23 protein-coding genes are annotated in these 23,711 nt (G+C 45.5%); 7 read left to right on the forward strand and 16 right to left on the reverse strand.

From position 1 onward, the window contains the following. Positions 1-168: 168 nt before the first annotated feature. Positions 169-2,013, forward strand: a complete 1,845-nt coding sequence (gene uvrC, locus AC5JP1_RS11055; protein ID WP_493844147.1) for an excinuclease ABC subunit UvrC — start codon at positions 169-171, stop codon at positions 2,011-2,013. A gap of 96 nt (positions 2,014-2,109) precedes the next feature. Here uvrC and AC5JP1_RS11060 read toward each other — a convergent pair whose 3' ends face one another. The 8 genes from AC5JP1_RS11060 to urtA form a co-directional block, all read right to left on the reverse strand. Continuing rightward, a complete protein-coding gene (locus tag AC5JP1_RS11060; protein ID WP_493844148.1) occupies positions 2,110-2,697 on the reverse strand; it encodes a dihydrofolate reductase in 588 nt (195 codons plus the stop codon). A gap of 80 nt (positions 2,698-2,777) precedes the next feature. Beyond that, positions 2,778-3,647 carry a thymidylate synthase gene (locus tag AC5JP1_RS11065; protein ID WP_493844149.1) on the reverse strand — a complete coding sequence of 290 codons (870 nt, stop codon included), beginning with the start codon at positions 3,645-3,647 and terminating at the stop codon, positions 2,778-2,780. Positions 3,648-3,797: 150 nt separating this feature from the next. Further along, the gene (lgt, locus tag AC5JP1_RS11070; protein WP_443526700.1) at positions 3,798-4,682 is read right to left on the reverse strand and encodes a prolipoprotein diacylglyceryl transferase; all 885 of its coding nucleotides are present in this window, start codon (positions 4,680-4,682) and stop codon (positions 3,798-3,800) included. A gap of 308 nt (positions 4,683-4,990) precedes the next feature. Further along, positions 4,991-5,689 carry an urea ABC transporter ATP-binding subunit UrtE gene (gene urtE, locus AC5JP1_RS11075; protein WP_443526698.1) on the reverse strand — a complete coding sequence of 233 codons (699 nt, stop codon included), beginning with the start codon at positions 5,687-5,689 and terminating at the stop codon, positions 4,991-4,993. 98 nt (positions 5,690-5,787) lie between these two features. After that, positions 5,788-6,633, reverse strand: a complete 846-nt coding sequence (gene urtD / locus AC5JP1_RS11080) for an urea ABC transporter ATP-binding protein UrtD (protein ID WP_493844150.1) — start codon at positions 6,631-6,633, stop codon at positions 5,788-5,790. Beyond that, a complete protein-coding gene (gene urtC / locus AC5JP1_RS11085) occupies positions 6,633-7,703 on the reverse strand; it encodes an urea ABC transporter permease subunit UrtC (protein ID WP_493844151.1) in 1,071 nt (356 codons plus the stop codon). The genes urtD and urtC overlap by 1 nt, the downstream gene beginning before the upstream one ends. A 10-nt stretch (positions 7,704-7,713) precedes the next feature. Then, positions 7,714-9,351, reverse strand: coding sequence for an urea ABC transporter permease subunit UrtB (urtB, locus tag AC5JP1_RS11090; protein ID WP_493844480.1), 1,638 nt, complete (start codon positions 9,349-9,351; stop codon positions 7,714-7,716). Positions 9,352-9,845: 494 nt separating this feature from the next. After that, positions 9,846-11,198: an urea ABC transporter substrate-binding protein gene (gene urtA, locus AC5JP1_RS11095; protein WP_493844152.1), complete on the reverse strand. Its 1,353-nt coding sequence runs from the start codon at positions 11,196-11,198 to the stop codon at positions 9,846-9,848. A 388-nt stretch (positions 11,199-11,586) separates the two neighbouring features. On the opposite strand from urtA, the gene AC5JP1_RS11100 reads away from it, so the two are divergent. Continuing rightward, on the forward strand, positions 11,587-13,242 hold the full coding sequence (locus tag AC5JP1_RS11100; RefSeq protein WP_493844153.1) for a mucoidy inhibitor MuiA family protein: 1,656 nt from the start codon (positions 11,587-11,589) through the stop codon (positions 13,240-13,242). Positions 13,243-13,332: 90 nt separating this feature from the next. Continuing rightward, on the forward strand, positions 13,333-14,169 hold the full coding sequence (locus AC5JP1_RS11105) for an NRDE family protein (protein WP_493844154.1): 837 nt from the start codon (positions 13,333-13,335) through the stop codon (positions 14,167-14,169). Positions 14,170-14,277: 108 nt separating this feature from the next. Here the strand turns inward: AC5JP1_RS11105 and AC5JP1_RS11110 are convergent, their stop codons facing one another. Further along, positions 14,278-14,796: an RNA pyrophosphohydrolase gene (locus AC5JP1_RS11110; RefSeq protein ID WP_057761956.1), complete on the reverse strand. Its 519-nt coding sequence runs from the start codon at positions 14,794-14,796 to the stop codon at positions 14,278-14,280. 477 nt (positions 14,797-15,273) lie between these two features. Here AC5JP1_RS11110 and AC5JP1_RS11115 point away from each other — a divergent pair, with 477 nt between their 5' ends. Continuing rightward, the gene (locus tag AC5JP1_RS11115) at positions 15,274-15,687 is read left to right on the forward strand and encodes an OsmC family protein (RefSeq protein ID WP_493844155.1); all 414 of its coding nucleotides are present in this window, start codon (positions 15,274-15,276) and stop codon (positions 15,685-15,687) included. A gap of 11 nt (positions 15,688-15,698) precedes the next feature. Further along, positions 15,699-16,127, forward strand: a complete 429-nt coding sequence (locus AC5JP1_RS11120) for an MAPEG family protein (protein ID WP_493844156.1) — start codon at positions 15,699-15,701, stop codon at positions 16,125-16,127. A 46-nt stretch (positions 16,128-16,173) separates the two neighbouring features. Here AC5JP1_RS11120 and AC5JP1_RS11125 read toward each other — a convergent pair whose 3' ends face one another. From AC5JP1_RS11125 to AC5JP1_RS11155, 7 genes are all read right to left on the reverse strand, one after another. Next, the gene (locus tag AC5JP1_RS11125) at positions 16,174-17,190 is read right to left on the reverse strand and encodes a tRNA dihydrouridine synthase (protein WP_493844157.1); all 1,017 of its coding nucleotides are present in this window, start codon (positions 17,188-17,190) and stop codon (positions 16,174-16,176) included. A gap of 75 nt (positions 17,191-17,265) precedes the next feature. Beyond that, positions 17,266-18,765 (reverse strand): UvrD-helicase domain-containing protein, encoded by a 1,500-nt coding sequence (locus tag AC5JP1_RS11130; RefSeq protein ID WP_493844158.1) that lies wholly within the window; start codon positions 18,763-18,765, stop codon positions 17,266-17,268. A 232-nt stretch (positions 18,766-18,997) separates the two neighbouring features. Further along, entirely contained in the window at positions 18,998-19,882 is an 885-nt protein-coding gene (gene tatC / locus AC5JP1_RS11135) for a twin-arginine translocase subunit TatC (protein ID WP_493844159.1), read from the reverse strand. Next, on the reverse strand, positions 19,882-20,541 hold the full coding sequence (gene tatB / locus AC5JP1_RS11140; RefSeq protein ID WP_493844160.1) for a Sec-independent protein translocase protein TatB: 660 nt from the start codon (positions 20,539-20,541) through the stop codon (positions 19,882-19,884). The genes tatC and tatB overlap by 1 nt, the downstream gene beginning before the upstream one ends. 26 nt (positions 20,542-20,567) lie before the next feature. Next, positions 20,568-20,810 (reverse strand): Sec-independent protein translocase subunit TatA, encoded by a 243-nt coding sequence (tatA, locus tag AC5JP1_RS11145; RefSeq protein WP_319051606.1) that lies wholly within the window; start codon positions 20,808-20,810, stop codon positions 20,568-20,570. Positions 20,811-21,029: 219 nt separating this feature from the next. Continuing rightward, a complete protein-coding gene (hisIE, locus tag AC5JP1_RS11150; protein ID WP_493844161.1) occupies positions 21,030-21,866 on the reverse strand; it encodes a bifunctional phosphoribosyl-AMP cyclohydrolase/phosphoribosyl-ATP diphosphatase HisIE in 837 nt (278 codons plus the stop codon). A gap of 170 nt (positions 21,867-22,036) precedes the next feature. Further along, the gene (locus AC5JP1_RS11155; RefSeq protein WP_493844162.1) at positions 22,037-22,480 is read right to left on the reverse strand and encodes an acyl-CoA thioesterase; all 444 of its coding nucleotides are present in this window, start codon (positions 22,478-22,480) and stop codon (positions 22,037-22,039) included. A 435-nt stretch (positions 22,481-22,915) separates the two neighbouring features. On the opposite strand from AC5JP1_RS11155, the gene rpmI reads away from it, so the two are divergent. After that, the gene (gene rpmI / locus AC5JP1_RS11160) at positions 22,916-23,113 is read left to right on the forward strand and encodes a 50S ribosomal protein L35 (protein ID WP_011514608.1); all 198 of its coding nucleotides are present in this window, start codon (positions 22,916-22,918) and stop codon (positions 23,111-23,113) included. Between the two features lie 136 nt (positions 23,114-23,249). Beyond that, positions 23,250-23,606 (forward strand): 50S ribosomal protein L20, encoded by a 357-nt coding sequence (gene rplT, locus AC5JP1_RS11165; protein WP_011281252.1) that lies wholly within the window; start codon positions 23,250-23,252, stop codon positions 23,604-23,606. Positions 23,607-23,711 lie beyond the last annotated feature (105 nt).

Here is a 23,711-nt window from a genome sequence, read left to right on the forward strand (position 1 = left end):
GTGCCATAGTTGAACGGTCAACATACCTTAAAATAAGATGAATCATACGAAGTCAGCATCAAGCTGGCTTTTTTTTGAGTCATCATACACGATCTACTCGCTTGTAAAATGAACATTCCCGCCCCATAACTGGCTATATCAATTAAGGTTTTAAGAGCAAAAAAGTCTATGGTCAACGTATCAGAAGCAAGCCCTGTCGATGATAAAAAAGCCCGTCTCAAACATCTCATCAAACGCCTGCCAAACTTGCCAGGGGTGTATAAGATGCTGGGCAAAAACGGCGATATTTTATATGTGGGCAAAGCCAAATCGTTAAAGAGCCGTGTGAACAGTTACTTTGCCAAGACGATTGATCATCCAAAGACGCGCGCATTGGTGGCTCGGATTCATAATATTGAGACCATTATCACGCGTAGTGAGACCGAGGCACTACTGCTCGAACAAAACCTCATCAAAGAACATCGTCCACCCTATAATGTCCTGCTGCGTGATGATAAATCATACCTCTATGTGTTTATCTCAGCCGATAAGCCTTATCCACGTTTGGCATATGGACGCGGCAAAGGCAACCATCAAAAAGGTCGTTTTTTTGGTCCCTTTCCATCCGCCCACGCCGCAAAAGAAACGCTGGTATTGATGCAGAAAATGTTTCAAATGCGTCAATGTACCAATACTTTTTTTAAGCAGCGTCAGCGCCCTTGTCTTGAGTATCAGATTAAGCGTTGCCGTGCGCCCTGTGTCGGTCTGGTATCGCCAGAGGAATATGCGGAAGATGTGAATAATACTATTCGGTTTTTGAAAGGTGACTCGGGTGATATTCACAATACGCTAATTGAAAAAATGGAAGGGGCTGCTGAAGCGCTAGATTTTGAAAAGGCGGTGTTTTATCGTGATCAGCTGTCCATGTTACGCGAAGTGCAGGCAAGACAAGCAGTCTATACGGTACAAGGCGAGGCTGATGTAATCGCGATTGCCAGTCAGGCTGGCATGACCTGCGTCAACGTACTGACCGTACGCGGTGGCCGCGTGTTAGGCGGCAAAAACTACTTCCCCGATGTGGATAGTAGTGAGTCGCTAGCAGATAATCTATCGGCTTTTATCACATCATTTTACTTTCAGGTGACCGATGACCTACCAGCCGAGATTATCTTGAGTCATGAGATACCCGATCAGGTGGCAGTGAGCGAAGCACTGGCAACGCATTTTGGCAGTAAAGTAACCATTAAGACCAATGTGCGCGAGCACCGCTCAGAATGGCTGGATTTGGCAACGCTCAACACCAGTAATGCGCTAAAAACCAAGTTGGGCGATTATTTAGAGCTACATGCGCGCTTTGGCGCACTAAAAGACGTACTGGCTGATGTGACAGACCGCACTGTTGATCGCATTGAGTGTTTCGATATCTCTCATACCATGGGCGAGGCGACCATTGGTAGCTGTGTGGTGTTTGATCAGGGCGGCGCACGTAAGCGAGATTACCGCCAGTATGCCATTCATGATATCCAAGGCGGTGATGACTATGCCGCAATGAAGCAAGTGCTGACCAGACGCTACAAAAAGCAGCCATTGCCTGATCTATTGCTGGTTGACGGCGGGAAAGGACAGCTTGGTATCGCAAAAGAAGTGCTAACAGAACTGGGTATCCTAGGTGATACCTTGCTTATCAGTGTGGCAAAGGGCGAGGGACGTAAAGCGGGACTTGAGGTACTACATTTCATCGATCATGAGCCGCTTGATTTGCCGATGGATAGCAAGGCGTTACATTTATTGATGCATATTCGTGATGAGGCGCACCGGTTTGCCATTACTGCGCACCGGAAAAAACGCGACAAGCGCCGCTCCTCGTCGGTGTTAGAGGTGATACCAGGGCTTGGTGAAAAGCGCCGCCGCGATTTGCTCAACCACTTCGGCGGTATGCAGCAGTTGCTTGGCGCGTCACAGCAAGAGCTGGCAGGTGTGCAGGGGATTGGACCTGTACTGGCAAAAACAGTCTATAAAGTACTGCACGAGTGATTTTGTATGATTAAAAAGATCATGAATAAAAATGGGGCGGGTTCGGATAAATAAGATTATCTGAAAACGCCCCATTTTTTGAACTATTAAACCCTATTATTCAGCAGATGCTACTTTATAAGTCGTAAATTTAAAGCTTAAATCACTTTTTTCATCATGCATCTGCTCAGACTCTTCTGCTACGTTGAAGCGAGCAGGTAGCTCAGGATAGAACGCATCACCATCGGCAATATCAGTATCTACGTGGGTCAGTTCAATACGATCGGTATACATCAGCGCTTCACTGAATACACGCTCACCGCCAATCACCCAAATCGTATCTAGGTGTAGCCCATGTGCCAAACTTGCCGCGTGAGTTAATGCATCGTCCAAATTATGAACCACATGCACATGGTCATGTCCGACTAGCCCTTGTTGCTCTGCATAGTCCATCTGGGTAGAGATGATGAAGCACACACGTTTGGGTAGTGGCTTGCTATCCATTGACTCAAATGTTTTACGGCCCATGATGACGATGCCCTGCATGTCACTACTAGATGCAGTATTTTGCGGATCGCGTGTGGTCATTTTTTTGAAATGTTGCAGATCTGCCGAGATGTGCCACGGTAGTTTATTGTCTTTACCGATACAACGATTGCTACTTATGGCAGCGATCTGGGCGACTTCAGTGTGGGCATAGCTCATAATGTGTCCTTTATATTATATTTTTAAACGTTTATATTTCTAAATATTGATCTTAGGTGGAGCGAGTACTAAGACTAGCTCTATACGGCAACTTTTGCCTTGATAGCAGGGTGCGACTCGTAGTCATTGACGCTAATATCTTCATATTTAAACGCAAATATATCTTTGACATCCGTATTCAATGACAGTGTTGGCAGCTTATGAAGCGAACGTGTCAGTTGCAGCTCAGCTTGCTCGCGGTGGTTTTGGTAAATGTGGCAATCACCGCCTGTCCAAACGAACTCTCCGACATCCAGACCGCAAACCTGTGCCACCATGTGAGTCAATAACGCATAGCTGGCGATATTGAATGGCACACCCAAAAAAAGATCAGCCGAACGCTGATACAGCTGACAAGAAAGCTTACCGTCTGCCACAAAGAACTGAAACAACGTATGACAAGGGGGCAGTGCTACTTGCTCTGCCTCACCTGGATTCCAACCTGAAACAATCAAGCGGCGCGAGTTAGGATTGGTTTTTATTTGTTCGACCACTTGTGCAATTTGATCGACGCCATCAGAATTATAACTGGCGTCTTCATTTTTGGTCGCGCCATAGTTGCGCCATTGATGACCATATACTGGGCCAAGATCACCTTCCGGACGATTGAAGCGTGCGGTTTGCTCCGCTGTTGCCCACTCATTCCAAATGCGCACCCCATTGTCTTGTAGGTACTGAACATGAGTGCTACCACTCAAAAACCATAGCAGTTCGTAAGCAATGGATTTGAAGTGAACCTTTTTGGTGGTTAGCAGTGGAAAACCTTCTGCTAAGTCAAAACGCAACTGCGCACCAAAGTGACTCAGCGTACCCGTACCCGTACGATCACCTTTTTCGGTACCGTTGTCTAAGACGTGGCGTAGCAAATCAAGATACGCTTGCTCGTTATTACTGTGGTTACCATTGATCATAAAAATGCTCTTTAGTTACTGCTGACAGTAGCTACCGACTAGACGAATAACCGATACCGCCGCTGTCATTATGAAAAGTATTGCTAGGGTAGGTGCTGCGACATTTACCCTATTATTCAAGTTATCCATCACTCTACGGGGAGCATAGCCTTAGTAAGCCGCTTGTTTGCCCCAGTCGTAGATGCCGCGCTTGTAAGCGTAACCGATCAAGAACAGACCAATAATAATCATCGGTGCGCTCAATATCTGACCTTTGGTCATCCAACCGAGCAAGATAAACCCTTGATCAACGTCTGGCTGACGGAAGAACTCAATGATGAAACGGCTCAAGCCATAGCCCAGCATAAAGACACCAGTCACCGCCATGCGTGGACGAGGTTTTGATGAATACCACCAAAGGAATAAGAACAATAGCAGACCTTCGGCAAAGGCCTCATATAGCTGTGACGGATGACGAGGTAGTAGGTACTGACCGTTGACCTCAGTCATAACGTCTTGCAGTGCCGGATTGGCCTGTAGCTGCTGCATATCAAACCCAGCCGCTTGGGGAAAGTAGGTGAGCCAGTTATAGCCACCATCAGAGACGCGGCCCCATAGCTCGCCGTTGATATAGTTACCGATGCGACCAAACAGCAAACCCGTCGGTACGCAGGGTACGATAAAATCGAGCACTTGAAACGGTGTCTTTTTATACTTGCGAGCAAAGTACAGCATACCTAGCATCACACCGATTAGACCGCCATGGAATGACATACCGCCTTCCCAGACTTTGAACAGATAAGCAGGGTTTTGTAGCAGCTCGCTAAATTGATAAAACAACACATAACCGACACGGCCGCCTAAAATAACGCCAAGTGCACCAAAGAACACTAAGTCTGAGACCATATCTGTCGTCCAGCCCTCACGCTTGGTACTGCGATACCATGCCAGACCATAAGCGGCAGCAAATGCCAATAAATACATCAGCCCATACCAGTGGACTTCGACAGGTCCCAGTGCTAAAGCGACAGGATCGTACTGAGGGTGAATCGTCATAAGAGTGTCATAATATTGATAATAAAGTGCTGACTATAATAGCAAATTTCATGCGCCCAGCATACATAATTGCTATGACGCCAGTTAGGGGGCGCTAGGAGATTTACTATTGGTGTTGAGGGTCGTTGATAGAGTGCTAGGCAAGGGGTGTGAGAGATAAAGAACGTTAGATCTCAGATATAGCCACAGTGATAGAAGAAGGGGTTGAGGTGACAATAGGAGGTTCTTGATAGTGGACTTTTTAAGAAAAGTATGGCGTTCTTAGCGCATAAAAGATGCCCACTACCAAGTAGATAGGATTGAAACAATTAGATAGCCACCAGTTCTTGTACGTTGTTATCGACCATGGTGTCGCCTGCACCTTGAGACACGACCTTGCCCCGTGATAGCACTGTATAGTTATCAGCGAGCTCTTCGGCAAACTCATAAAACTGCTCGACCAACACAATCGCCATATCACCCTTGTCTGCTAAGTCGCGAAGCACGCGGCCGATATCTTTGATAATAGACGGCTGTATACCTTCGGTTGGCTCATCCAAAATCAACACTGATGGCTCGGAGGCGAGCGCACGAGCAATAGCAAGCTGCTGCTGCTGACCACCAGACAGGTCACCGCCGCGACGATGCTTCATCTCATCGAGCACTGGAAAGATATCATATAAGTGCTTGGGTACTTGCTTGGCTTTACTGCGTGAGAATTTTGCCATACCAATCAAGATATTCTCTTCTACCGTCAGTGTCGAAAAGATATCTCGACCTTGAGGTACATAAGCCAAACCTGCTCGGACGCGTTGCTCTGGGGACATCTTGCTGATGTCTTTATCATTCAGTAATATCTGCCCTGATTTGATAGGTAATATGCCCATCAAGCATTTGAGCAACGTGGTTTTGCCCACGCCGTTACGCCCAAGTACTACGCTGCACGCACCTATAGGTGCTGTGAACGAGACGTCTCGTAAAATATGACTGCCGCCGTAATATTGATTGATGCCATTGACTTGTAACATGACGGTCTCCTAACCTCTACATTGTTTTCTGATGTCTATATGGTCTAGCCGTGTATTTACTCGAGATATACTTGATTATCGCTCTAACTATTGATCAATTATCGCCCCAAATAGGACTCAATAACTGCTTCATTGGCTTGCACTTCCGCCAAAGTACCTTCGGCTAATATCGCCCCTTGTGCCAATACCGTGACTTTTTCACTAATCGCATCGATAAAGGTCATGTCATGCTCGACAACCACTAGAGTATGGTTCTTTTTGAGGCGTAGGCACAGCTCTGCAGTATGTTCTGTTTCGGCATCGGTCATGCCTGCTACTGGCTCATCGAGCAAAATAAGCTTGGGACTTTGCATCAGTAACATGCCAATCTCTAGCCATTGCTTTTGACCGTGAGAGAGCAGCCCAGCAGGTTTGTTGGTTTTGTCAGTCAAACGAATTTGCTCAAGGGTCGCATCCAGGGTATCGCGCGTGTCGGCATCGAGTTTGTTAAATAAACTTTTGGCCACGCGCTTGTCCTTGGGTGCGGCAAGTAGCAAATTATCCATGACAGTAAAATTTTCGAATACGGTGGGCTTTTGAAACTTACGACCGATACCTGCTTCAGCGATTTCTTCGGTAGATAGGCTGGCAAGGTTATGCGTTTGACCAAAAAACACACTACCGTCAGTAGGGCGGGTCTTACCAGTGATGACATCCATAAGCGTGGTTTTACCCGCACCATTAGGGCCAATAATACAGCGTAGCTCGCCTTCCTCGATATAGAGTGACAGATTGTTCAGTGCTCGAAACGAATCAAACCAAACGCTCACATCTTCTAGGTATAGCGCAATACCATGGCTAAAATCGACGCCTGATGGCTTTGGATGACTGCGTCCCGTACCGCCATGAGTACGCCCATACTCATTGATAAGCTGCTCAGTCGTTGATGGTTTATCACTTAGCATTATTGTTTCTCCTTTTTGAATCGGTCAAACAAGCCCATAATGCCATTGGGTAAAAACAAGGTGACCACAACGAATAGACCGCCTAATATCAATAGCCAAAACTCAGGGTAGGCGACCGTAAAGTAGGTTTTTACTGCGTTCACTACACCCGTACCTAAAATCGCACCGATCAAACTTCCTCGGCCGCCAGTCGCGACCCAGACTGCCATCTCGATTGAGTTCACAGGGTTCATTTCACTCGGATTAATAATACCGACTTGCGGCACATAGAGCGCGCCTGCGATACCAGCAATGACAGCGGATAGTACCCAAGCGGATAGCTTGTACCATAGGGTACGATAACCCAAATACTGCAAGCGGTTTTCGCTATCGCGAATCGCACCCAGTACGCGTCCATAAGGCTGGTTCATCAAATGACGTAGACCCATATAAGACATCAGCAGCGCCAAGGCAGTGACAAAGCATAGCACCGCACGGGTTGAGGCAGCCGTAATGTCATAGCCTAAAAGGGTAGTGAAACCAGTAAAGCCATTATTACCACCAAATCCTGTTTCATTACGGAAGAATAGCAGCGCTGCTGCGTAGACCATCGCTTGGGTGATGATAGAAAAATACACGCCTTTGATCTTGGAGCGAAAGGCAAAAAAACCAAAGATAAAGGCAATCAGTCCTGGTACTAAGACTACTAATGCGACTGCCCACCAAAAATGCTGCGTACCTGCCCAGTACCATGGCATCTCAGTCCAGCTCAAAAACCGCATAAAATCAGGCAGGCCATCGCCAGCAGTCTCACGCGTTAAGTACATACCAAACGCATAACCACCTAAGGCAAAATATAGACCATGTCCCAAGCTTAGAATGCCAGCATAGCCCCAGACCAGATCTAGTGCCAAAGCCACCATTGCTAGTGCCATGATCTTACCAATAAGCGTGATCCAATAAGCTGAGAGATGAAAAGGTGAGGTCTCTGGCATCAGGTGTAGCCAAGGGAGTATCAAAAGTATGGCAAAACATAAACCGATTAAAATGGCACTGCGCCGCGAGTCAGACAGTAATTTGGTCAGTATCATAGAGCTCTCCTTATTCGACAAAGCGGCCTTTGAGGGCAAATAAACCTTGTGGCCGCTTCTGAATAAACAGAATCACAAGAACCAACAACACAATCTTAGCCAATACTGCACCGATACCAATCTCAAGTACGGTACCACTGACACCCAATCCCAAGGCGGCCAATACCGCGCCCCACACTTGTCCGACACCGCCCACAACGACGACTAAAAAGGTATCAATGATATAGGTCTGTCCCAGATCAGGGCCGACGTTGCCCACTTGCGCCAGTGCACAACCAGCCATACCAGCCAGCCCAGAGCCTAGACCGAATGCCATCATATCGATGCGTGCCGAAGGGATACCAACGGCACGCGCCATTTGACGGTTTTGAGTGACGGCGCGTATAAATAACCCAAAGCGAGTCTTGTTGAGCAAGTACACCAGTAGCGCCACGACGATGACCGTGAACACGATGATGGCGATACGGTTATAAGGCAGTACAAGGCTTGAGGACACTTGATACGCACCGCTGAGCCACGCCACGTTACTAACTTCGACGTTTTGCGCGCCAAAAATCATCCGCACCAGCTGCATGAGAATCAGACTCACGCCAAAGGTCGCTAATAGTGTCTCTAGCTCACGACCATATAACGGACGAATGACAATGCGCTCAATAATCATACCGATGATGGCGCTGACCAAAAATGCTGCGGGAATAGCTGCAAGCAAGTACCAGCCCGCCATGTCTGGCATATAAGCTTGAAATGCGTTTTGCACCATATAGGTGGTATAAGCGCCAATCATGATTAGCTCACCGTGCGCCATATTAATGACGCCAAGCAACCCAAAGGTAATTGCAAGACCAAGCGCTGCTAGCAATAAAATACTGGCCGTACTCATACCAGTGAAAATATGCCCCGTCCATGTGCTTATCTGAATACGGCGTGCCACGCTATCTCTGGCATCAACTAGCGCTGCTTCGAGCGTAGGATCCACGTTATCGGCTGCAAGAGCGGACTCGATATCAACCAATACCTGCGGGCTGTCGCTATCGGCGAGTAGATTGACCGCGGCGATCTGAGTGGGGAGGTCACCGTTTTTGAAGTCAATACGAGCTTGCAACGCAGCTAATGCCTTTTTGACTTTGGTATTGTCTTCGTTTGCGGCCGCTGCTGTGATAATAGCTGGATCGACTTGATCGATATTATTAGCCAAAATCTCTACCGCTTGCAGGCGCTGAGCTGGCTTGTCAGATTCGAGCTTTACCTTTGCCTGTCCAAAAATAAGCGCTGAGCGCAATGTGTTGGTCAACGTTATTTGTGATAAATCACTGGGCCAGTCTGACGTTTCTTTTTTGTCGGGATAAGTAAATAGCTGGTCCTCTGCATTGAGCAAATAAGTCTGTCCACCATTGCCTTGGTATAGCTCGTCATTTGCAATCAACTCAACCAAACTGTCCAAACTCTCAACCGATCCTGGCCAATCACTTAGCATGGCTTGGCGTTGACTAAAGTCTCCTGCCACAAATTGGGGAATAGCATCGCCTACAGTTGGTTGGCTAATCGTTGCTGGATGAGCAGTGGGAGATTTTGCAGGCGTTGAGGCATTAGCAGGTGTGGTCAATGACTGATCATTGTTTATGCGTAATGTGTCATTACCGTCGGTCATTGACTCCGATGTCGCAGCGACGGTGTTCGCAGATTGAGTGGCCTTAATCACATGGTCATGGGCATGTTCTGTATTACCATGGTCACCGTGATCAGCATGTGCAGTGGTGGCCAAGGTCGTTATGAATAACGTGGTGACTGCAAGTAGCCGCAAAATCGTGCACACTGAAAAACGAGTGACGTGCGTCATTAGCCCGCTTAACGATGCTTGCTGAGCGTTATCATTTTTGGACGATATTTGCCCTGCAAATGGGCGTAAAGTGTGGCGCTGCATATGCGGCTCCCTATGTTTTACAGACAACAAACCTTCAGCCTCTACCGCTCATGTCTTAAGCGATAAAGGTTTGATAAAGTTTGAAGGGTTTTAAAAGGTCAAACATAACTATAAAGTCAAACATAGCTATGGCAGTTGAGCGCGCTGATTCGTGATTATGCTCAGGCGTTATAGGCTCACCAGCCATATATTTGTCAGCATACAGTCATTAAAAATACGATCTATTTAGGAATGTACTCGTTCCAAGGCTGGGCTTGGATGACTTCTGGCGTCTTAAAAATCGTATCAAATTGACCATCGGCACGAATTTGACCAATCATGACAGGTTTCCATAAATGATGGTTTTCCTCATCCATTTTTAGCGTGTAGCCTGAAGGCGCATCAAATGTCTGTCCAGCCATGCTAATGCGTACTTTATCGACATCAGTGGTACCTGCCTGTTCAACGGCTTGTTTCCACATATTGATGCCCACATAGGTGGCTTCCATCGGATCATTAGTCACAACCTTTTCAGCATTTGGCAGTTTTTGATCTAGTGCATACTGCTTATAGCGTTTGGTAAAGTCGCTGTTGGTTGGGTTTTTGATCGACATAAAGTAGTTCCATGCCGCCAAATGTCCTTGCAATAAACTGGTATCGATGCCGCGTAGCTCTTCTTCACCGACTGAGAATGCCATAACCGGAATGTCTGAGGCGTTGATACCTTGGTTGGCAAGTTCACGATAGAACGGAACATTTGAGTCGCCATTGATGGTAGAGATTACGGCTGTCTTTTTGCCTGTTGAGAATTTTTTGACATTGGAGACGATGGTTTGATAATTACTGAAGCCGAACGGCGTGTATTCTTCCATGATGTCTTCATCAGCAATACCTTTTGACTTTAAGAATGCCTTTAAGATCTGGTTGGTGGTTCTTGGGTAGACGTAATCAGTACCTAACAGTACAAAGCGCTCTGCGCCGCCACCTTCTTCGCTCATTAAGTATTCAACCGCGGGTATAGCTTGTTGATTGGGCGCTGCGCCAGTATAAAAGATGTTTTCTGATTGCTCTTGTCCTTCGTACTGCACAGGATAGAACATCAAGCCATTTAGCTCTTCAACCACTGGTAATACTGACTTGCGTGATACTGATGTCCAGCCACCAAAAATAACATCTACTTTGTCTTGAGTGAGTAGTTGACGGGCTTTTTCAGCAAACAACGGCCAATCAGAAGCAGGATCAACGACCACAGGTTCTAGCTGTTTACCGAGTACGCCGCCGCTGGCATTAATCTCATCAATGGTCATGAGTGCCGTATCTTTTAGAGAGGTTTCAGAGATGGCCATGGTGCCAGATAGTGAATGCAAAATGCCCACTTTGATGGTGTCGCCATCAGCAGAAGGAGTCGTCGTTGTTTCTGTAGTGGTTTCGGTTGTTGTCTCTGTAGAGGTCGCCGTTTCAGCAGGTTTTTGACAGCCAGCGAGGCTCAAGCTACCAACGACAGCGATGGCTAATAGTGAGAAGCGAGATTTGATTTTGCTGGGTAAGTGAGAGTCAACACACTGAGGATTGGCTAAAGTTGGTAACGAAAACATGGACATCTCCTAAATAAACACAAAAAGTAAAAATACTGCTCCTGAACAATAATTAAGACTTCAAGTTTTATGCCAAGTCAAAAAAGTCAGTAATCGAGTAATAATTGAGCAATAATTAAATCTTGTTGGTTGTTTTCATTAATTTAGTGCACGATTGTTAATAAAAGTGCACCATAAAGGGGAGAGGAATAAAAAGTTGGTGCAGTGTATAGAGCAGTACACTGAAATAGAGAAGCTCTCATTCAAAGACCTGAGGCGATAAAAAAGTTTCTATTAAAAACGGTCAAAACGGCTACGGTAATCTTGCTAAGATAGAGGTTCTCTTATGCGCTTATCTGATATAAGACTGACGGTGACGCTATGATAATTTCATTTTGAGGAATGACGTATGAATGTCCACCTAACACACTGGTCTGTCTCAAATGATCGTACCAATATATTGTCTGCGTTCGCTCGAATGACACGGCTCGCTGTCCTGCCAGTGATATGCGGTGGCAGTGCAGTATGGGGTATATCTAGTGCACAAGCAGCTATCAGTAGCGTCGAGCAAGTGACTATCTATCAGGGACTGGCAAGTGTCACACGTTCGTTGCCTATCACAGAGAGTGGCGAGCAAACCGTGATATTCTCTTGCCTGTCACCTTATATAGATAAAGAAAGTCTAAGCGTACAGGCAATAGGTAATGTCAATATTGGTGAAATCAGTATTGAAGCGTTGAGTGGAGAGCAAGCCGCCAAATGCCAATATCAAGGCGATACTAAAGTGCAGACGCAGCAAAACACTCTAGCCAGTATCAATGCTGAATTAGAAGCGGCGCGCTTGGCAAAAGCCTACTTGCAAAATTTGACCAAAGCCACGCAAGTCAACACAGCGAGTACGATTGCAAATAACGCACGCGACATAGAAGCGCAAGCAACCCGCATTAACCAAAAGATTTTGGACATTCAGCAGCGCCAAGCACGCGCCCAAGACGCAATGAATCAGCTGATAGCGAGCAGCGCAACATCAACCTCCAATGATGTGACACAGGTAAGTGTGCGCACTGCCAGTCGCTTGCCAAGTAGCGTTAAATTGCACTATCAGGTGCAAGGCGCAGGATGGGAGCCTACGTATCAGGCGCGTCTCAACACCAGTAGTGATCAGTTGAGTATCACCGCCTCGGCGATCATTGCACAGCAAACGGGTGAGAACTGGACCAACGTACCTGTCACTCTCAGTACCGCCAATCCCAATCAAAGTGCGACAGGACAACTGCCATATGTGCCGCGCATATCGCTATATGAAGAAAACCAAAATGCTCAGTATGCATCAGCTATGGTGGATAACACGCCTGTAGTCGTGTCTGCAAGAGAGAGCTATAGCGACGACTCTAGCTCGCCAAATATGGCGCCGCTACCGAACTTTACGGTCAGTAGCCAGAACAAAAACGGTATCATCGAGTATCGGTTAGCGCAGCTGGTGAGTATCCCTAGTGATGGTAGACGGGTACGCACAGTTATTGGCGAGCAGTCTGGCGGTAGTAAGCTGTGGGTTCGAAGTACCCCTAGCGTTGAGACGACAGCATACTGGTACGCGTCAGCGCCATTTCTGACGCCAGAGTGGGTGGATGGCTCATTACAGCTGTACCGTGATGACAACTATGTCGGACAGTCGCGCTATAACTATCAGATGCTAAAAGAGCAGGGGATTGGTTTTGGCCGTGATTCAAATATGCTCGTGAAAGCGCTGATCAACGAAGATAAGCAAGGTGAAAAAGGCGTGCTAAGCCGCACACAAACCTTAACGACTACCCAAGCCTATCAATTTACCAACCAGCATGACCGCGCTGTACGCTTGCAAGTACTAGGTAGCGAGCCTATCAGCCGCGATGATAGTCTGAAAGTTGCAGTCACCCACACGCCGCCTATCACTGAGCGTAATTGGAATGACAATCAAGGCATGGTGGCGTGGGAGTTTGACTTGCCGAGTAAACAGTCACAGGTGATACGCTCAACGTCTCAAATCAGTTATCCTGCCAATAAAATATTGAGTGATAATCGATAAGCGCCGCTTGATTAGTAAATCAGTTTTAAGCGATGTTTTTTATTTTTACCGAAAATCTCGCGCCCAACAGAAAATAATAAAAGGAATGCTATGTGTATTGTTGCCATTGCTTGGCAGTTATTTGACGAACTACCTTTAGTACTATTGTCCAATCGCGATGAGTTTTTGCAGCGTCCGACGGATCCGCTACATCAGTGGGCCGACCAGCCTATTTATGCAGGACGTGATAAGCAAAGTGGTGGGACTTGGCTGGGCATGCATCAGCAGCCACTGCCAGATAAAGAAGGAAGCGTTATATATGAGCAGAACGGACGCTGGGCGGGGGTATTGAACTTTCGTGATGGTGTGCAGGCAGGTATTAATGAGCGTTCACGAGGTGAGCTGGTCACCCATTTTTTGACCAGTGAGCTCAGTCCGATGACATTTGCACGGCAGATTGATTTGCAAAACTATGCAGGCTTTAACCTGATTATTGGTGATAACAAGCAAGCCGTGCTGGTGAATAATCGCGGTCATGCACCTACGCCACTGCATGCAGGTTTGCATGTCATATCTAACGGGCAGCCAGAATCAGCTTGGTTTAAGACAGAGCGTCTGCGCGGTAGGCTACGCCAAGAGGTATTGCCATTGATTGCTGAGGACAGCTCGGCTGAATACTGGCAAGCGGCGGCATTCGATGTACTAACGGATATCACCAAAGCACCAGACGATCAGCTGCCAGAGACGGGTATGAGCACTGAGGTTGAACAGACTTTGTCATCTGTTTATATTGAGCCAGTGGCCTTTGGTGATGTTAAAACCAATAAGCCCACTTACGGTACGAGGACTCAGAGTATTTTGACCTTGAAACAAGAAAAAGGAAAAAGTTCAGAGATTACTGCTCACATCATCAGCAGAGAATTTGACAGTAACTCAGAATCGTCGTAAATAGTTTTTGGAGCGTATAGGTTTTGAAGCATAAAAAAACACCCACGGTAATGGCTAACATTCTAGCTATTATCGTGGGTGTCTTGCATCGTGATATTGAGTAACTCATTACATAAGCAGATGATTATTTTGCTCAGGAATGATTAGCTCTTGTTTTAGAGGAAGTTCGCGTACCAATTCTTGTAAGGCACGGCGATAAACGCCTCGTTTAAAATGAATCACTTGTCCGAGTGGGTACCAGTAGCTGACCCATTGCCAATGGTCAAATTCAGGCTTCCCTTCATCGAAGCGGATGTGTTGGGTGTTTGGCTCATCTAAGCGTAGCAAAAACCATTTTTGTTTTTGCCCAATACACAAGGGGTGCTGGCCATGACGTACATAACGTTTTGGCAAGCGGTAACGCAGCCAGTCTTGAGTGACTGCCAATAAGTCCACGTGACGCGGATGTAAACCGACCTCTTCCCAGAGCTCGCGATACATTGCATCCATCGGCGTCTCCCCGCGGTCGATACCACCCTGCGGAAATTGCCAAGCGTTGTGACCAATCCGTTTTGCCCACAGAACCTGCCCTTGTGTATTGGCCAAGATGATGCCGACATTGGCGCGAAAGCCGTCTGCATCTATCATGACTAAACCTTTTAATTTGTCTAAAAATAGCTCGTTCTAGATCCAAATCATGATAGCAATCGTAATTATTATAAGGTGATTGTTATCGACATCTGCCTAAAACGAGTTTCATTACCGTTATTAAACCAAGAAACAAGCAAAATGTGTAACAGTATTTTGCTATAAAATGTTTCACGAGTTTTACCTTTTAAAATCAATTATTTATAAATGAACTTTTGTATATTTATAAAATAATGATTTTGTAGGCGTGGTAATGAGTACCGATAACTGCACGATTCTAAAACAATCGAAAGGATTATCAAATGACAGCTTTATCAAGAATCGAAGCATAAGAGTAGTGTATTTACTCGTCGTGACACGATAGCAAAACAATGGCTCTATAAAATCTTGCTTTGGCTTATGCTACACTAGCCAAGTGTTATATATGCAAACAATAAAAAATAGGCACTATGCCAATCAAAGTAAGGAGCATCTGCAATGTCAGAGTCAAAAGCAAGCGTCACATGGCAAGAAAACAAAGCTTTTATGGGCGTGTCACCATCAGGACATAACGTGCAACTCGATGCTGATAAAGAAAAAGGCTCAAGCCCGATGGAGCTTATCCTGCTAGGATTGGGAGGATGCGCCAGTTACGATGTCGTAGAGATTTTACAGAAGTCACGCCAAGCAGTGACGGATGTACGTTGTGAGCTAACTGCTCAGCGCGCTGAGACCGTACCAGCAGTCTATACTGATATCCATATGCATTTCATTGTCACGGGTCAAGATGTCAAAGAGAAACAAGTCGAAAAAGCCATCAGTTTATCAGCAGAAAAATACTGCTCTGCCAGCCGTATGCTGGTCGCAGGTGGGGTCAACATTACCCACGATTTTGAAGTGATTGCAGGTTAGGGACTCATACAATGATCAGTGCATTCTTTGACTTGGTTTCTGATAAGGTTGCCTCCGCCATCTGGGCGATGATAGCCGCAAGCTTACTGCCATGGGCGGTATCCGTAGTGGCAAAAATATCTGGTGGCTTTAGAATCAGAAATAATGCGCATCCACGTGACTTTATGCAAAGCACGACTGGTATCGCCGCACGCGCTGATGCCGCACAAAAAAACAGCTATGAAACCTTACCTGTATTTTTAGCAGCCGTACTGACAGCGATGCTGCTCTTTGTACCGCAGTCTATTATTAATTTACTGGCTTGGCTGTATGTGTTGATTAGAATTGGTTATTGCACCGCTTATATTACCAACTTATCGACATTTCGCTCTATCCTATGGGTATTGTCGATGGCATGCTGTCTAATGCTGTTTTATCTAGCGATACGAGTTAGCGTATAGGACTGCCCATTGTTATTTATAAAGCAAACCACGTATGACTAGGTGATTATTTTTGCACACTCGCTTGTAATGCACTAATAATCACCGCTTTATTCTTTTCTCTTTTAATCCTTTCCCACACCATCTGTGCCTCAGCATAGCCTTTGGTAAGCATACCTAACCATTGCTTGTAGCGACCGACCAACACCACATCGTTTTTGGCTTCACCCTGCAAAAATGCAATTTGATGCGGTACAAGCGCTTGCCAAGACAAGATGCGCGCGTTGTCGTTATCATGCACATCCACACTCGCCACCAAATCAGGACGCGTGACGGCACCGCGCCCAAGCATCAAATGCTGAGTTGCCGATTGCGTCATACAGTCGTTTGCTTGCGCTGCTGTCCATATCTCGCCGTTGGCAATCACAGGAATATCAAGCGCATTAAAGCTTTGGATTTTGTCCCAATAAGCAGGTGGCTTATAGCCTTGGGTCTTGGTGCGGGCATGAATAGTGAGCCAGTCAGCGCCACTTGCGGCAATCGCGCCGCGAATATCATCCATTCGGCTAGTATCGGTGTAGCCCAAGCGAATCTTGGCTGATACGGGAATAGGTGCGGGCACAGCCTGACGTACTGCACTGATAATCTGATACATGGTTTCAGGTTCATCTAACAATACAGAACCCCCACGATGGCTATTAACCGTTTTTGCAGGACATCCAAAATTGATATCAATTGCAGGCGCGCCAAGCTCGGTAGCATAAGCAGCATTTTCTGCCATCAGCTGCGCGTCGCTACCCAAAATCTGCACATGGATGGGCGTGCCAGAGGCGGTCTTGGCATCGTGATGGAGTTCGGGGACGTACCTATAGAAAACATGCGCAGGCAAGACATGCTGAGTAATACGAATAAACTCACTCACTGACCAATCATAAGGACGCCCTAAATCTGATGCAATCTGCGTTAGAATTTGGCGCATTAAAGGATCGGTTAGGCCCTCCATGGGTGCGAGGAGTCGGACAGGAGCTGCAAATAACTGATTAATAGTATTTTGACGCGTTTGAAGTTGCTGGCTATTATTCATGCTGGTGATTCACTGCTAAAGGGTCGTTATAAGAGAAGTTGAATAAAACTCGTGATTGGCAAATTTGGAGGATAATTAAGTGTTACCAAAAACTACCTTCTTCCCTGTCTGTAATCCCGATATCAAGTCCTGAATGTTATGTATATCTAAATTGCTTTGGGCGCGTGTGCAGGCGACATAGAGCAAACGTAACTCTTCTGGGCTTATCTTGACCGCATTGGTTGTCACGTCGTAATAGAAATCATCATCTAGTTGTACTTTACCCCATTCGAGCCCTTTGGCTTTATGCGCGGTAGAGATGACATAGTCCGCATTGTCGATACTGGTGAGACTATTGACCGCTTGGCTGAGTACATTAGTCCCGTGGTCATCGACCAGTTTGACCAATGTTTTTAGATCACTGCCTTCATTGGTTTCAGCGTACTCTTGTACATCGCCCCAATTATAAAAATAAGCTAGCTCAGGGACACCATAAGCCGATTTGCCATTTTTTAAGTTCTCAGCTGCTTGACAGAATTTAAGCATACGGTCGGTATCTGCTTGTAGCGCAACGCGATGCCCGTGCTTTAACCCTGTGAGTAGTTGTGACATCGCTGCAGCATTAGTACGACAGAGAATAGCGTCTTTTTTACTATGTACCATGCCTTTATCGGTAGAGGACTGTTTGTTCGGATTGCCTTTTAGTGGCACGTCCTCTTGTAGGGCTTTTAATAAGGTATTGGCTACCTCTGCAATCGGCTCGCCAAAGCGAAAGGACTGTGTCAGTAATGTCTGCGGTAGGGGTAGTTTTTTCATGGCATTGACCGCGCCGCGCCATTCGTAAATCTGCTGATGCGCATCGCCCACATAGATGACTTGTCTCGATTGCTGGGTCAAGATGCCCATCATCAAGGGATCAGCATCTTGCGCTTCATCAAACAAAATAAAATCAGCTGGGATACTAGGCTTGGATAGCGCCCATAGTTTGAGATAAATATCATGGCCGATACCTGCAGGATGACGCGCATCGATCGATTGTAACCAGCGTTGCTCAACAGCAGGGTAGAGCATCTCACGCAGTTGCTCTGCATCTGATGCATCGAGCCAACTGGGGAACAGGATATGCCTTGGCGCAGGATAGCTGGCATGTGTACTACAGAAATTACTGACCGCGTCGCTGACGAACCGAGACAGCCGTGCTGGCGTGAGCGTAATATATTTATTGACCCCATCCATTTGCCGACGTACTTGCACAGGCTGCAGTCCCAAGTCGTCACCCAGACGTTTGGGCGAAAAGCGCGGCAAAGACAGCTTTGCGGTAATATCACGAGCGACATGGCGATAGGCCAGCGAGTGAAAAGTACGGCATTCTACATGCGGCGGAAACTTCTGCCGTGCATCATTAGCAATGGCTTTGTTAAACGCCAAATATAGACCGCGCCCACGTAAACGTTCCCCAATTAGCTTGAGGGTCGTTGTCTTACCAGCACCTGCATAAGCGACCACTTTAAATGACTTGTGATCCATCGCCATATTTAGCGCGGCAAGCTGCTCATCAGTGGGGTCGCTCATATAAGCTGGCATCGATGCGGACATAATAAAATTACCTAAAGTACAAAAAATGATTAAAACACAAGGGGCAAAAAAAGCCACTGGATAAACAATGGCTTAGAGATGATGATGGTGCTAAAACGTGATAATAAGCGCTAAGCTTACTGATGGGACAAGAAGAAAATATGTGAGCAGTTTACAGCACAGTTTTATGTATCTAGTCTCATTCTAATCTAAATTAGGAGCTATTGGACATCCAAATAGGGCACTGGTGAGACTATTTTTTGACTGCTGATGTCATATTAGGGCTTGGCTCTTCCTTTATTAGAATTTTTGCCAAAAATAAACCAAGCTCAAACAACAGCCACATTGGAAAAGCCAACATCAACATCGATACTCCATCAGGTGGCGTAACCACGGCAGCCACAGCAAAACAGCCGACAATGATGTAACGGCGTTTTTCTTCTAGACTTTGAATGGAGACAATACCAGCCAATATCAATAGTAAAGTGACGACTGGAATCTCAAAGGTTAAGCCAAATACCATAAATAGTTTTAAGGCAAAACTCAGATAACTGTCGATATCGGTCATCGGTAATACGTTTTGCGGGGCAAACAAAATAAAGAATTTTAAGACGCCTTTTAGGACAATAAAATAAGAAAAGGCCACACCTGCATAAAACAAAAATATCGAGGACAGGAGGACTGGAATAGCAATTTTCTTTTCTTTTTTGTATAAGCCTGGCGCGACAAATGACCAAATTTGATAGAGGATATAGGGCATCGCCAAAAATGCAGCAACGAAGACCGTCAGACGTATCGGTGCCATAAAGTTCGATGTGATATCAGTGGCAATCATCGTTGAATTGGCGGGCAGCTGCGCAACTAGCGGATCTGACAAAAAATTATAAAGCTCACGTGAATAACCGACTAATGCCAAAAATATGATTAAAACAGCCACGCATATTTTGATCAAATGCCGGCGCAGCTCGATTAAATGCTCGGTAATAGGCATGTCGCCCAACGAGCTCAGCACATCATCGTCTGTTGCTTTGTCTTTAGAATCGTTTGCTGTATCCGTATCTTGACCAGTGATATTGGCAGGGCTGTCTGAGTGCGCGATTTTTTCTTGGCGGCTTTTTTTGCGTTTGAATAATTGCATTAATCAGTCTCCTGCTTGTTGTCAGAAGTCTGTATATCTATAGGGTTATTTAGCAAAGTATCGGCTTTATAATTTGGTACATATGGGGGCATCGGTAAACGTCTTGCCTTGTCATAAGCACCGAGGCGAAACCACATGTTTTCCCATGGTCGGGTATTTATGACTTGAGTAATTGGAACGACCCTATCGCTTTCAGCGCTGCTGTGGTCACTCTTAGATAGTTGATTATCGTCTAAAGTATCTTCGTGTGTGTCAGTGGCATAACGATAGTCGAATGCTTTTGGTGTGGCTGATTTTCGATGAGGGGTGCCGTTTTCTTTACTCTCTTCATTATTGCTATCACTTGTGACGTCATCAGACATTGAAGATGGACTATGTGAGCTTTCGAAAGCTTTCATGTTGCCACGCATCTCAGCCATCTCACGTCTCATATCAGCTTCGGTTTCGCGAATTTTGGCAAGCTCTTTTTGCATTTGTTGGCGTGTCTCAGCCAGATCTAACTCTGCTTCTATCTCGGACTGTAAGGTCGAGACGGTGCGACGAATTTTGGCATACCATTGCCCAGCCGTACGCGCTGCCTGCGGCAGTTTTTCTGGGCCCAAGACAATGAGAGCGATAACGCCAAAGAGGAGTAGTTCAGAAAACCCAATATCAAACATAATGGTCCGATGTCACTGTCTAAATGCTATACATTATGCTTATCATCAACCTTGGTGGTTGCTGTGCGCTCTTCGGTATGGGCTGTGCCGTCGTGATCAAGCACCACGTGTTTTTTGGCGTGTTCTGTATTTTCGTCTTTGACCGCTTCTTTAAAGCCTTTAACCGCACCGCCTAAATCTTTGCCAGCATTTCTAAGTTTTGAAGTGCCAAAAACGACAACGACAACAACCAGTAGTATTAGCCAATGTGTAATAGAAAAACTACCCATAACGGTATCCTTATGACTTGGTTTTGTGACTTAGTTTTCAGTCTTTATATGCATATTTTGCAGTTATAAAAGGTTTATTTATCAAATAAGGTTTACGTATCAAACAAAAAGCATCGATATATAAGTCGAGATAAAACAGAGATATATTATAACCTGCAGTTATTACAAATAGATGAAAACAACAGTAATCAAATAAAAGTGATGCTTATTGCATAAGTGCTATCTGGCAGCCTTTTCATCGATACCTGACAACCCAAAACGTCTGCCCAGTTCGCCCAACACAGCATCTGACTCAATATCAAACCATGCCAGTCCAACTAGGGTGTGAAACCAGACATCTGCCACTTCATATATTAGCTCGTGACGCGCCTCATCATACTGCGCCTTATCCCTACTTTTATCACAGTGAGCAAAATCTTTAGCAGCGATGATGCTCTCTGTACTTTCTTCACCGACTTTTTCTAATATTTTATTTAAGCCTTTGGCATATAGACTGGCTACGTATGAACTGTCAGCATCGGCTTGTTTGCGTTCTGCTAAGACTTGATCGAGCTGTTGTAGTACAGAGGCTTTATCAACTGACTCTTGGTTAGTAGCAGAATCAGCATGGGCACCATCTTTCTTGCCTTCAGGCATATCGTTAGTAGTTTTTGTAGCATGATAAATATCAGCAGGGTCTTTTAGTACCTTATCAACCGTTTGCCACTCTGGCGTTGGACCAGATAAATCTAGACGCTGATAAAAGCAAGATTCACGGCCAGTATGACAGGCAATACCGCCCGCTTGCGTGACACTAAGTACAATCACGTCTGCATCACAGTCTAGACGAATATCATGCACCGTCTGCGTATGACCTGATGATTCTCCCTTGTGCCACAATTTGGCACGCGAGCGCGAAAAATAAACGGCGGTCTTTGTTTGCGCCGTTAGTTGTAGTGCGTCGCTATTCATCCAAGCCATCATCAAGATACGACCTGACTGGTGATCTTGAGCAATCGCAGGAATCAAACCATCATCGTTAAAAGTTACGGCAGTCAGCCAAGCGGGTAAAGTCATAATGAATCTATCGTCTTATAGGTAAAAGGTGAAAAAGATCAATAAGCAATTATACTACTTATGAGTGAAGCAATGTTATGAGTGAAGTAATGAAGGATGCGAGGAGATGATTCGACAAGTTGTATCAGATGAATACTGATTAAAATAAAAGTACGCTATAGCCCACTATTTTACAGTCTATATAAATGCGGATACAGCGCTTCTTTGGTCGTCTTATCGAGTTTGACTACTTTATTGAGGCTAAAGTCATAATTGACAAAGTGCTGCCGTGATTGTGCCATGATTTCACCAGTATGCATACGGGTGACCTTTATGACTATGTGACCGCCATTGTCATATATTGGCTCCACACCGACTTCGAATAAAAGCTCTTCACGCACTCGTATACGGCTCATGATATCTAGCTGCAATTGATCAATAATCAAACCCTGTTGCTCTGCGTTGATATCCTTAATACCTTTGGCTTGTAGGAATCTAAGACGCGCCTCAGACAGGAGTGCTGTTAGAGACTCAATGGCCATATGCTGTCCCAAATCAATCTCAGTATGACGCACACGCATCACTGTCTCAAAGACAAATAAGTCATCTTCAAATGCTAACGCTTGTTCTGACACACTATCTCCTAAAGTGATGGTAATTGATTACGCCACCTATCATGCGAGAGGCGAGTAGTATTACAGTGATTAAGACCTTATAGTACAGCTATATGTAGGCGATAAATACGCTTGTTTCAATGGCACGCGTATCATGGACACATACAGTACATACTTAAGCACAGCTTAAGCTGACATTCAATCTATTTGGAGACAAATTAGATATTTTATTGGAATTTTTGGCAGTGCTGTTAAGGCTTGTATTCTATTGGCTACCCGTCTTTATTATTCACTAGAGCCAAGCCAAAACTTTACTTGGCAAAACAACGCACTATCTGCTAAAATAGCGCCTCCCACCTCGAGGCAAATAGAGGTTTGGTTGTTATTTATGATAACAATTGGCCAGCATGACTATTTGACGACCAGGTTCTAAAACAGAAAAAGAGGCAAATCATCATGAAAAACAAGATGAAAACCAGAAGCGGCGCAGCTAAACGCTTCAAAAAAACAGCGAATGGCTTCAAGCGTAAGCAAGCATTCAAAAGCCATATTTTGACCAAGAAATCACCTAAGCGTATTCGCCAGTTGCGTGGTCTTAAGTTAGTGCATAAATCTGACGAAGCAGCAGTTCGTCGTATGTGCCCATACATCTAACAGCCTAACGTCATCTATATCTAATCAGAAATTATCTGATGAAATGATATTTGACTTTGCAATCTGACAATGGTGTTTGTCATTTGACAACATCATCACTCGCTTAACAGTGATCAAAAAAATCTTGGAGTAAATTATGGCCCGTGTAAAACGTGGTGTACAGGCAAATCGCCGTCACAAAAAAATCTTAAAGCGCGCAAAAGGCTACTACGGTGCCCGTTCACGTGTTTACCGCGTAGCGGTACAGGCAGTGACCAAAGCTGGTCAATATGCTTATCGTGACCGTCGCAACAAGAAACGTACTTTCCGTCGTCTTTGGATCGCACGTATCAATGCTGGTGCACGCTTAAATGGCTTAAGCTATAGCCGCTTTATCAATGGTATGAAAAAAGCAAACATCGCAATCGATCGTCGTGTTCTAGCAGACATCGCTATGCATGATGCAGCGACTTTCACAGCATTGGTCGAAAAAGCAAAAGCGGAATTGGCCTAAATATTAACTGTCCTTTAGATGTGATGCTTTTAAATAATTATTTATAAGTAGTTATCTAAACGGATAGGACTAATATTGATTAATAGTATGATATTAATAGAAGCT

Source organism: Psychrobacter sp. H29 (assembly GCF_059073055.1).

Excerpts from the sequence above, each read along its gene's own strand:
- rpmI (WP_011514608.1), top strand. The coding sequence starts at position 22,916 with ATGAAAAACAAGATGAAAACCAGAAGCGGCGCAGCTAAACGCTTCAAA.
- urtA (WP_493844152.1), bottom strand. The coding sequence starts at position 11,198 with ATGTTTTCGTTACCAACTTTAGCCAATCCTCAGTGTGTTGACTCTCAC.
- AC5JP1_RS11065 (WP_493844149.1), bottom strand. The coding sequence starts at position 3,647 with ATGATCAATGGTAACCACAGTAATAACGAGCAAGCGTATCTTGATTTG.
- urtD (WP_493844150.1), bottom strand. The coding sequence starts at position 6,633 with ATGCTAAGTGATAAACCATCAACGACTGAGCAGCTTATCAATGAGTAT.
- urtB (WP_493844480.1), bottom strand. The coding sequence starts at position 9,351 with ATGACCGACGGTAATGACACATTACGCATAAACAATGATCAGTCATTG.
- urtC (WP_493844151.1), bottom strand. The coding sequence starts at position 7,703 with ATGATACTGACCAAATTACTGTCTGACTCGCGGCGCAGTGCCATTTTA.
- AC5JP1_RS11100 (WP_493844153.1), top strand. The coding sequence starts at position 11,587 with ATGAATGTCCACCTAACACACTGGTCTGTCTCAAATGATCGTACCAAT.
- tatA (WP_319051606.1), bottom strand. The coding sequence starts at position 20,810 with ATGGGTAGTTTTTCTATTACACATTGGCTAATACTACTGGTTGTTGTC.
- AC5JP1_RS11110 (WP_057761956.1), bottom strand. The coding sequence starts at position 14,796 with ATGATAGATGCAGACGGCTTTCGCGCCAATGTCGGCATCATCTTGGCC.
- rplT (WP_011281252.1), top strand. The coding sequence starts at position 23,250 with ATGGCCCGTGTAAAACGTGGTGTACAGGCAAATCGCCGTCACAAAAAA.
- AC5JP1_RS11125 (WP_493844157.1), bottom strand. The coding sequence starts at position 17,190 with ATGAATAATAGCCAGCAACTTCAAACGCGTCAAAATACTATTAATCAG.
- lgt (WP_443526700.1), bottom strand. The coding sequence starts at position 4,682 with ATGACGATTCACCCTCAGTACGATCCTGTCGCTTTAGCACTGGGACCT.
- AC5JP1_RS11115 (WP_493844155.1), top strand. The coding sequence starts at position 15,274 with ATGTCAGAGTCAAAAGCAAGCGTCACATGGCAAGAAAACAAAGCTTTT.
- tatC (WP_493844159.1), bottom strand. The coding sequence starts at position 19,882 with ATGCAATTATTCAAACGCAAAAAAAGCCGCCAAGAAAAAATCGCGCAC.
- AC5JP1_RS11105 (WP_493844154.1), top strand. The coding sequence starts at position 13,333 with ATGTGTATTGTTGCCATTGCTTGGCAGTTATTTGACGAACTACCTTTA.
- tatB (WP_493844160.1), bottom strand. The coding sequence starts at position 20,541 with ATGTTTGATATTGGGTTTTCTGAACTACTCCTCTTTGGCGTTATCGCT.
- AC5JP1_RS11120 (WP_493844156.1), top strand. The coding sequence starts at position 15,699 with ATGATCAGTGCATTCTTTGACTTGGTTTCTGATAAGGTTGCCTCCGCC.
- AC5JP1_RS11130 (WP_493844158.1), bottom strand. The coding sequence starts at position 18,765 with ATGTCCGCATCGATGCCAGCTTATATGAGCGACCCCACTGATGAGCAG.
- AC5JP1_RS11060 (WP_493844148.1), bottom strand. The coding sequence starts at position 2,697 with ATGAGCTATGCCCACACTGAAGTCGCCCAGATCGCTGCCATAAGTAGC.
- urtE (WP_443526698.1), bottom strand. The coding sequence starts at position 5,689 with ATGTTACAAGTCAATGGCATCAATCAATATTACGGCGGCAGTCATATT.
- uvrC (WP_493844147.1), top strand. The coding sequence starts at position 169 with ATGGTCAACGTATCAGAAGCAAGCCCTGTCGATGATAAAAAAGCCCGT.
- hisIE (WP_493844161.1), bottom strand. The coding sequence starts at position 21,866 with ATGACTTTACCCGCTTGGCTGACTGCCGTAACTTTTAACGATGATGGT.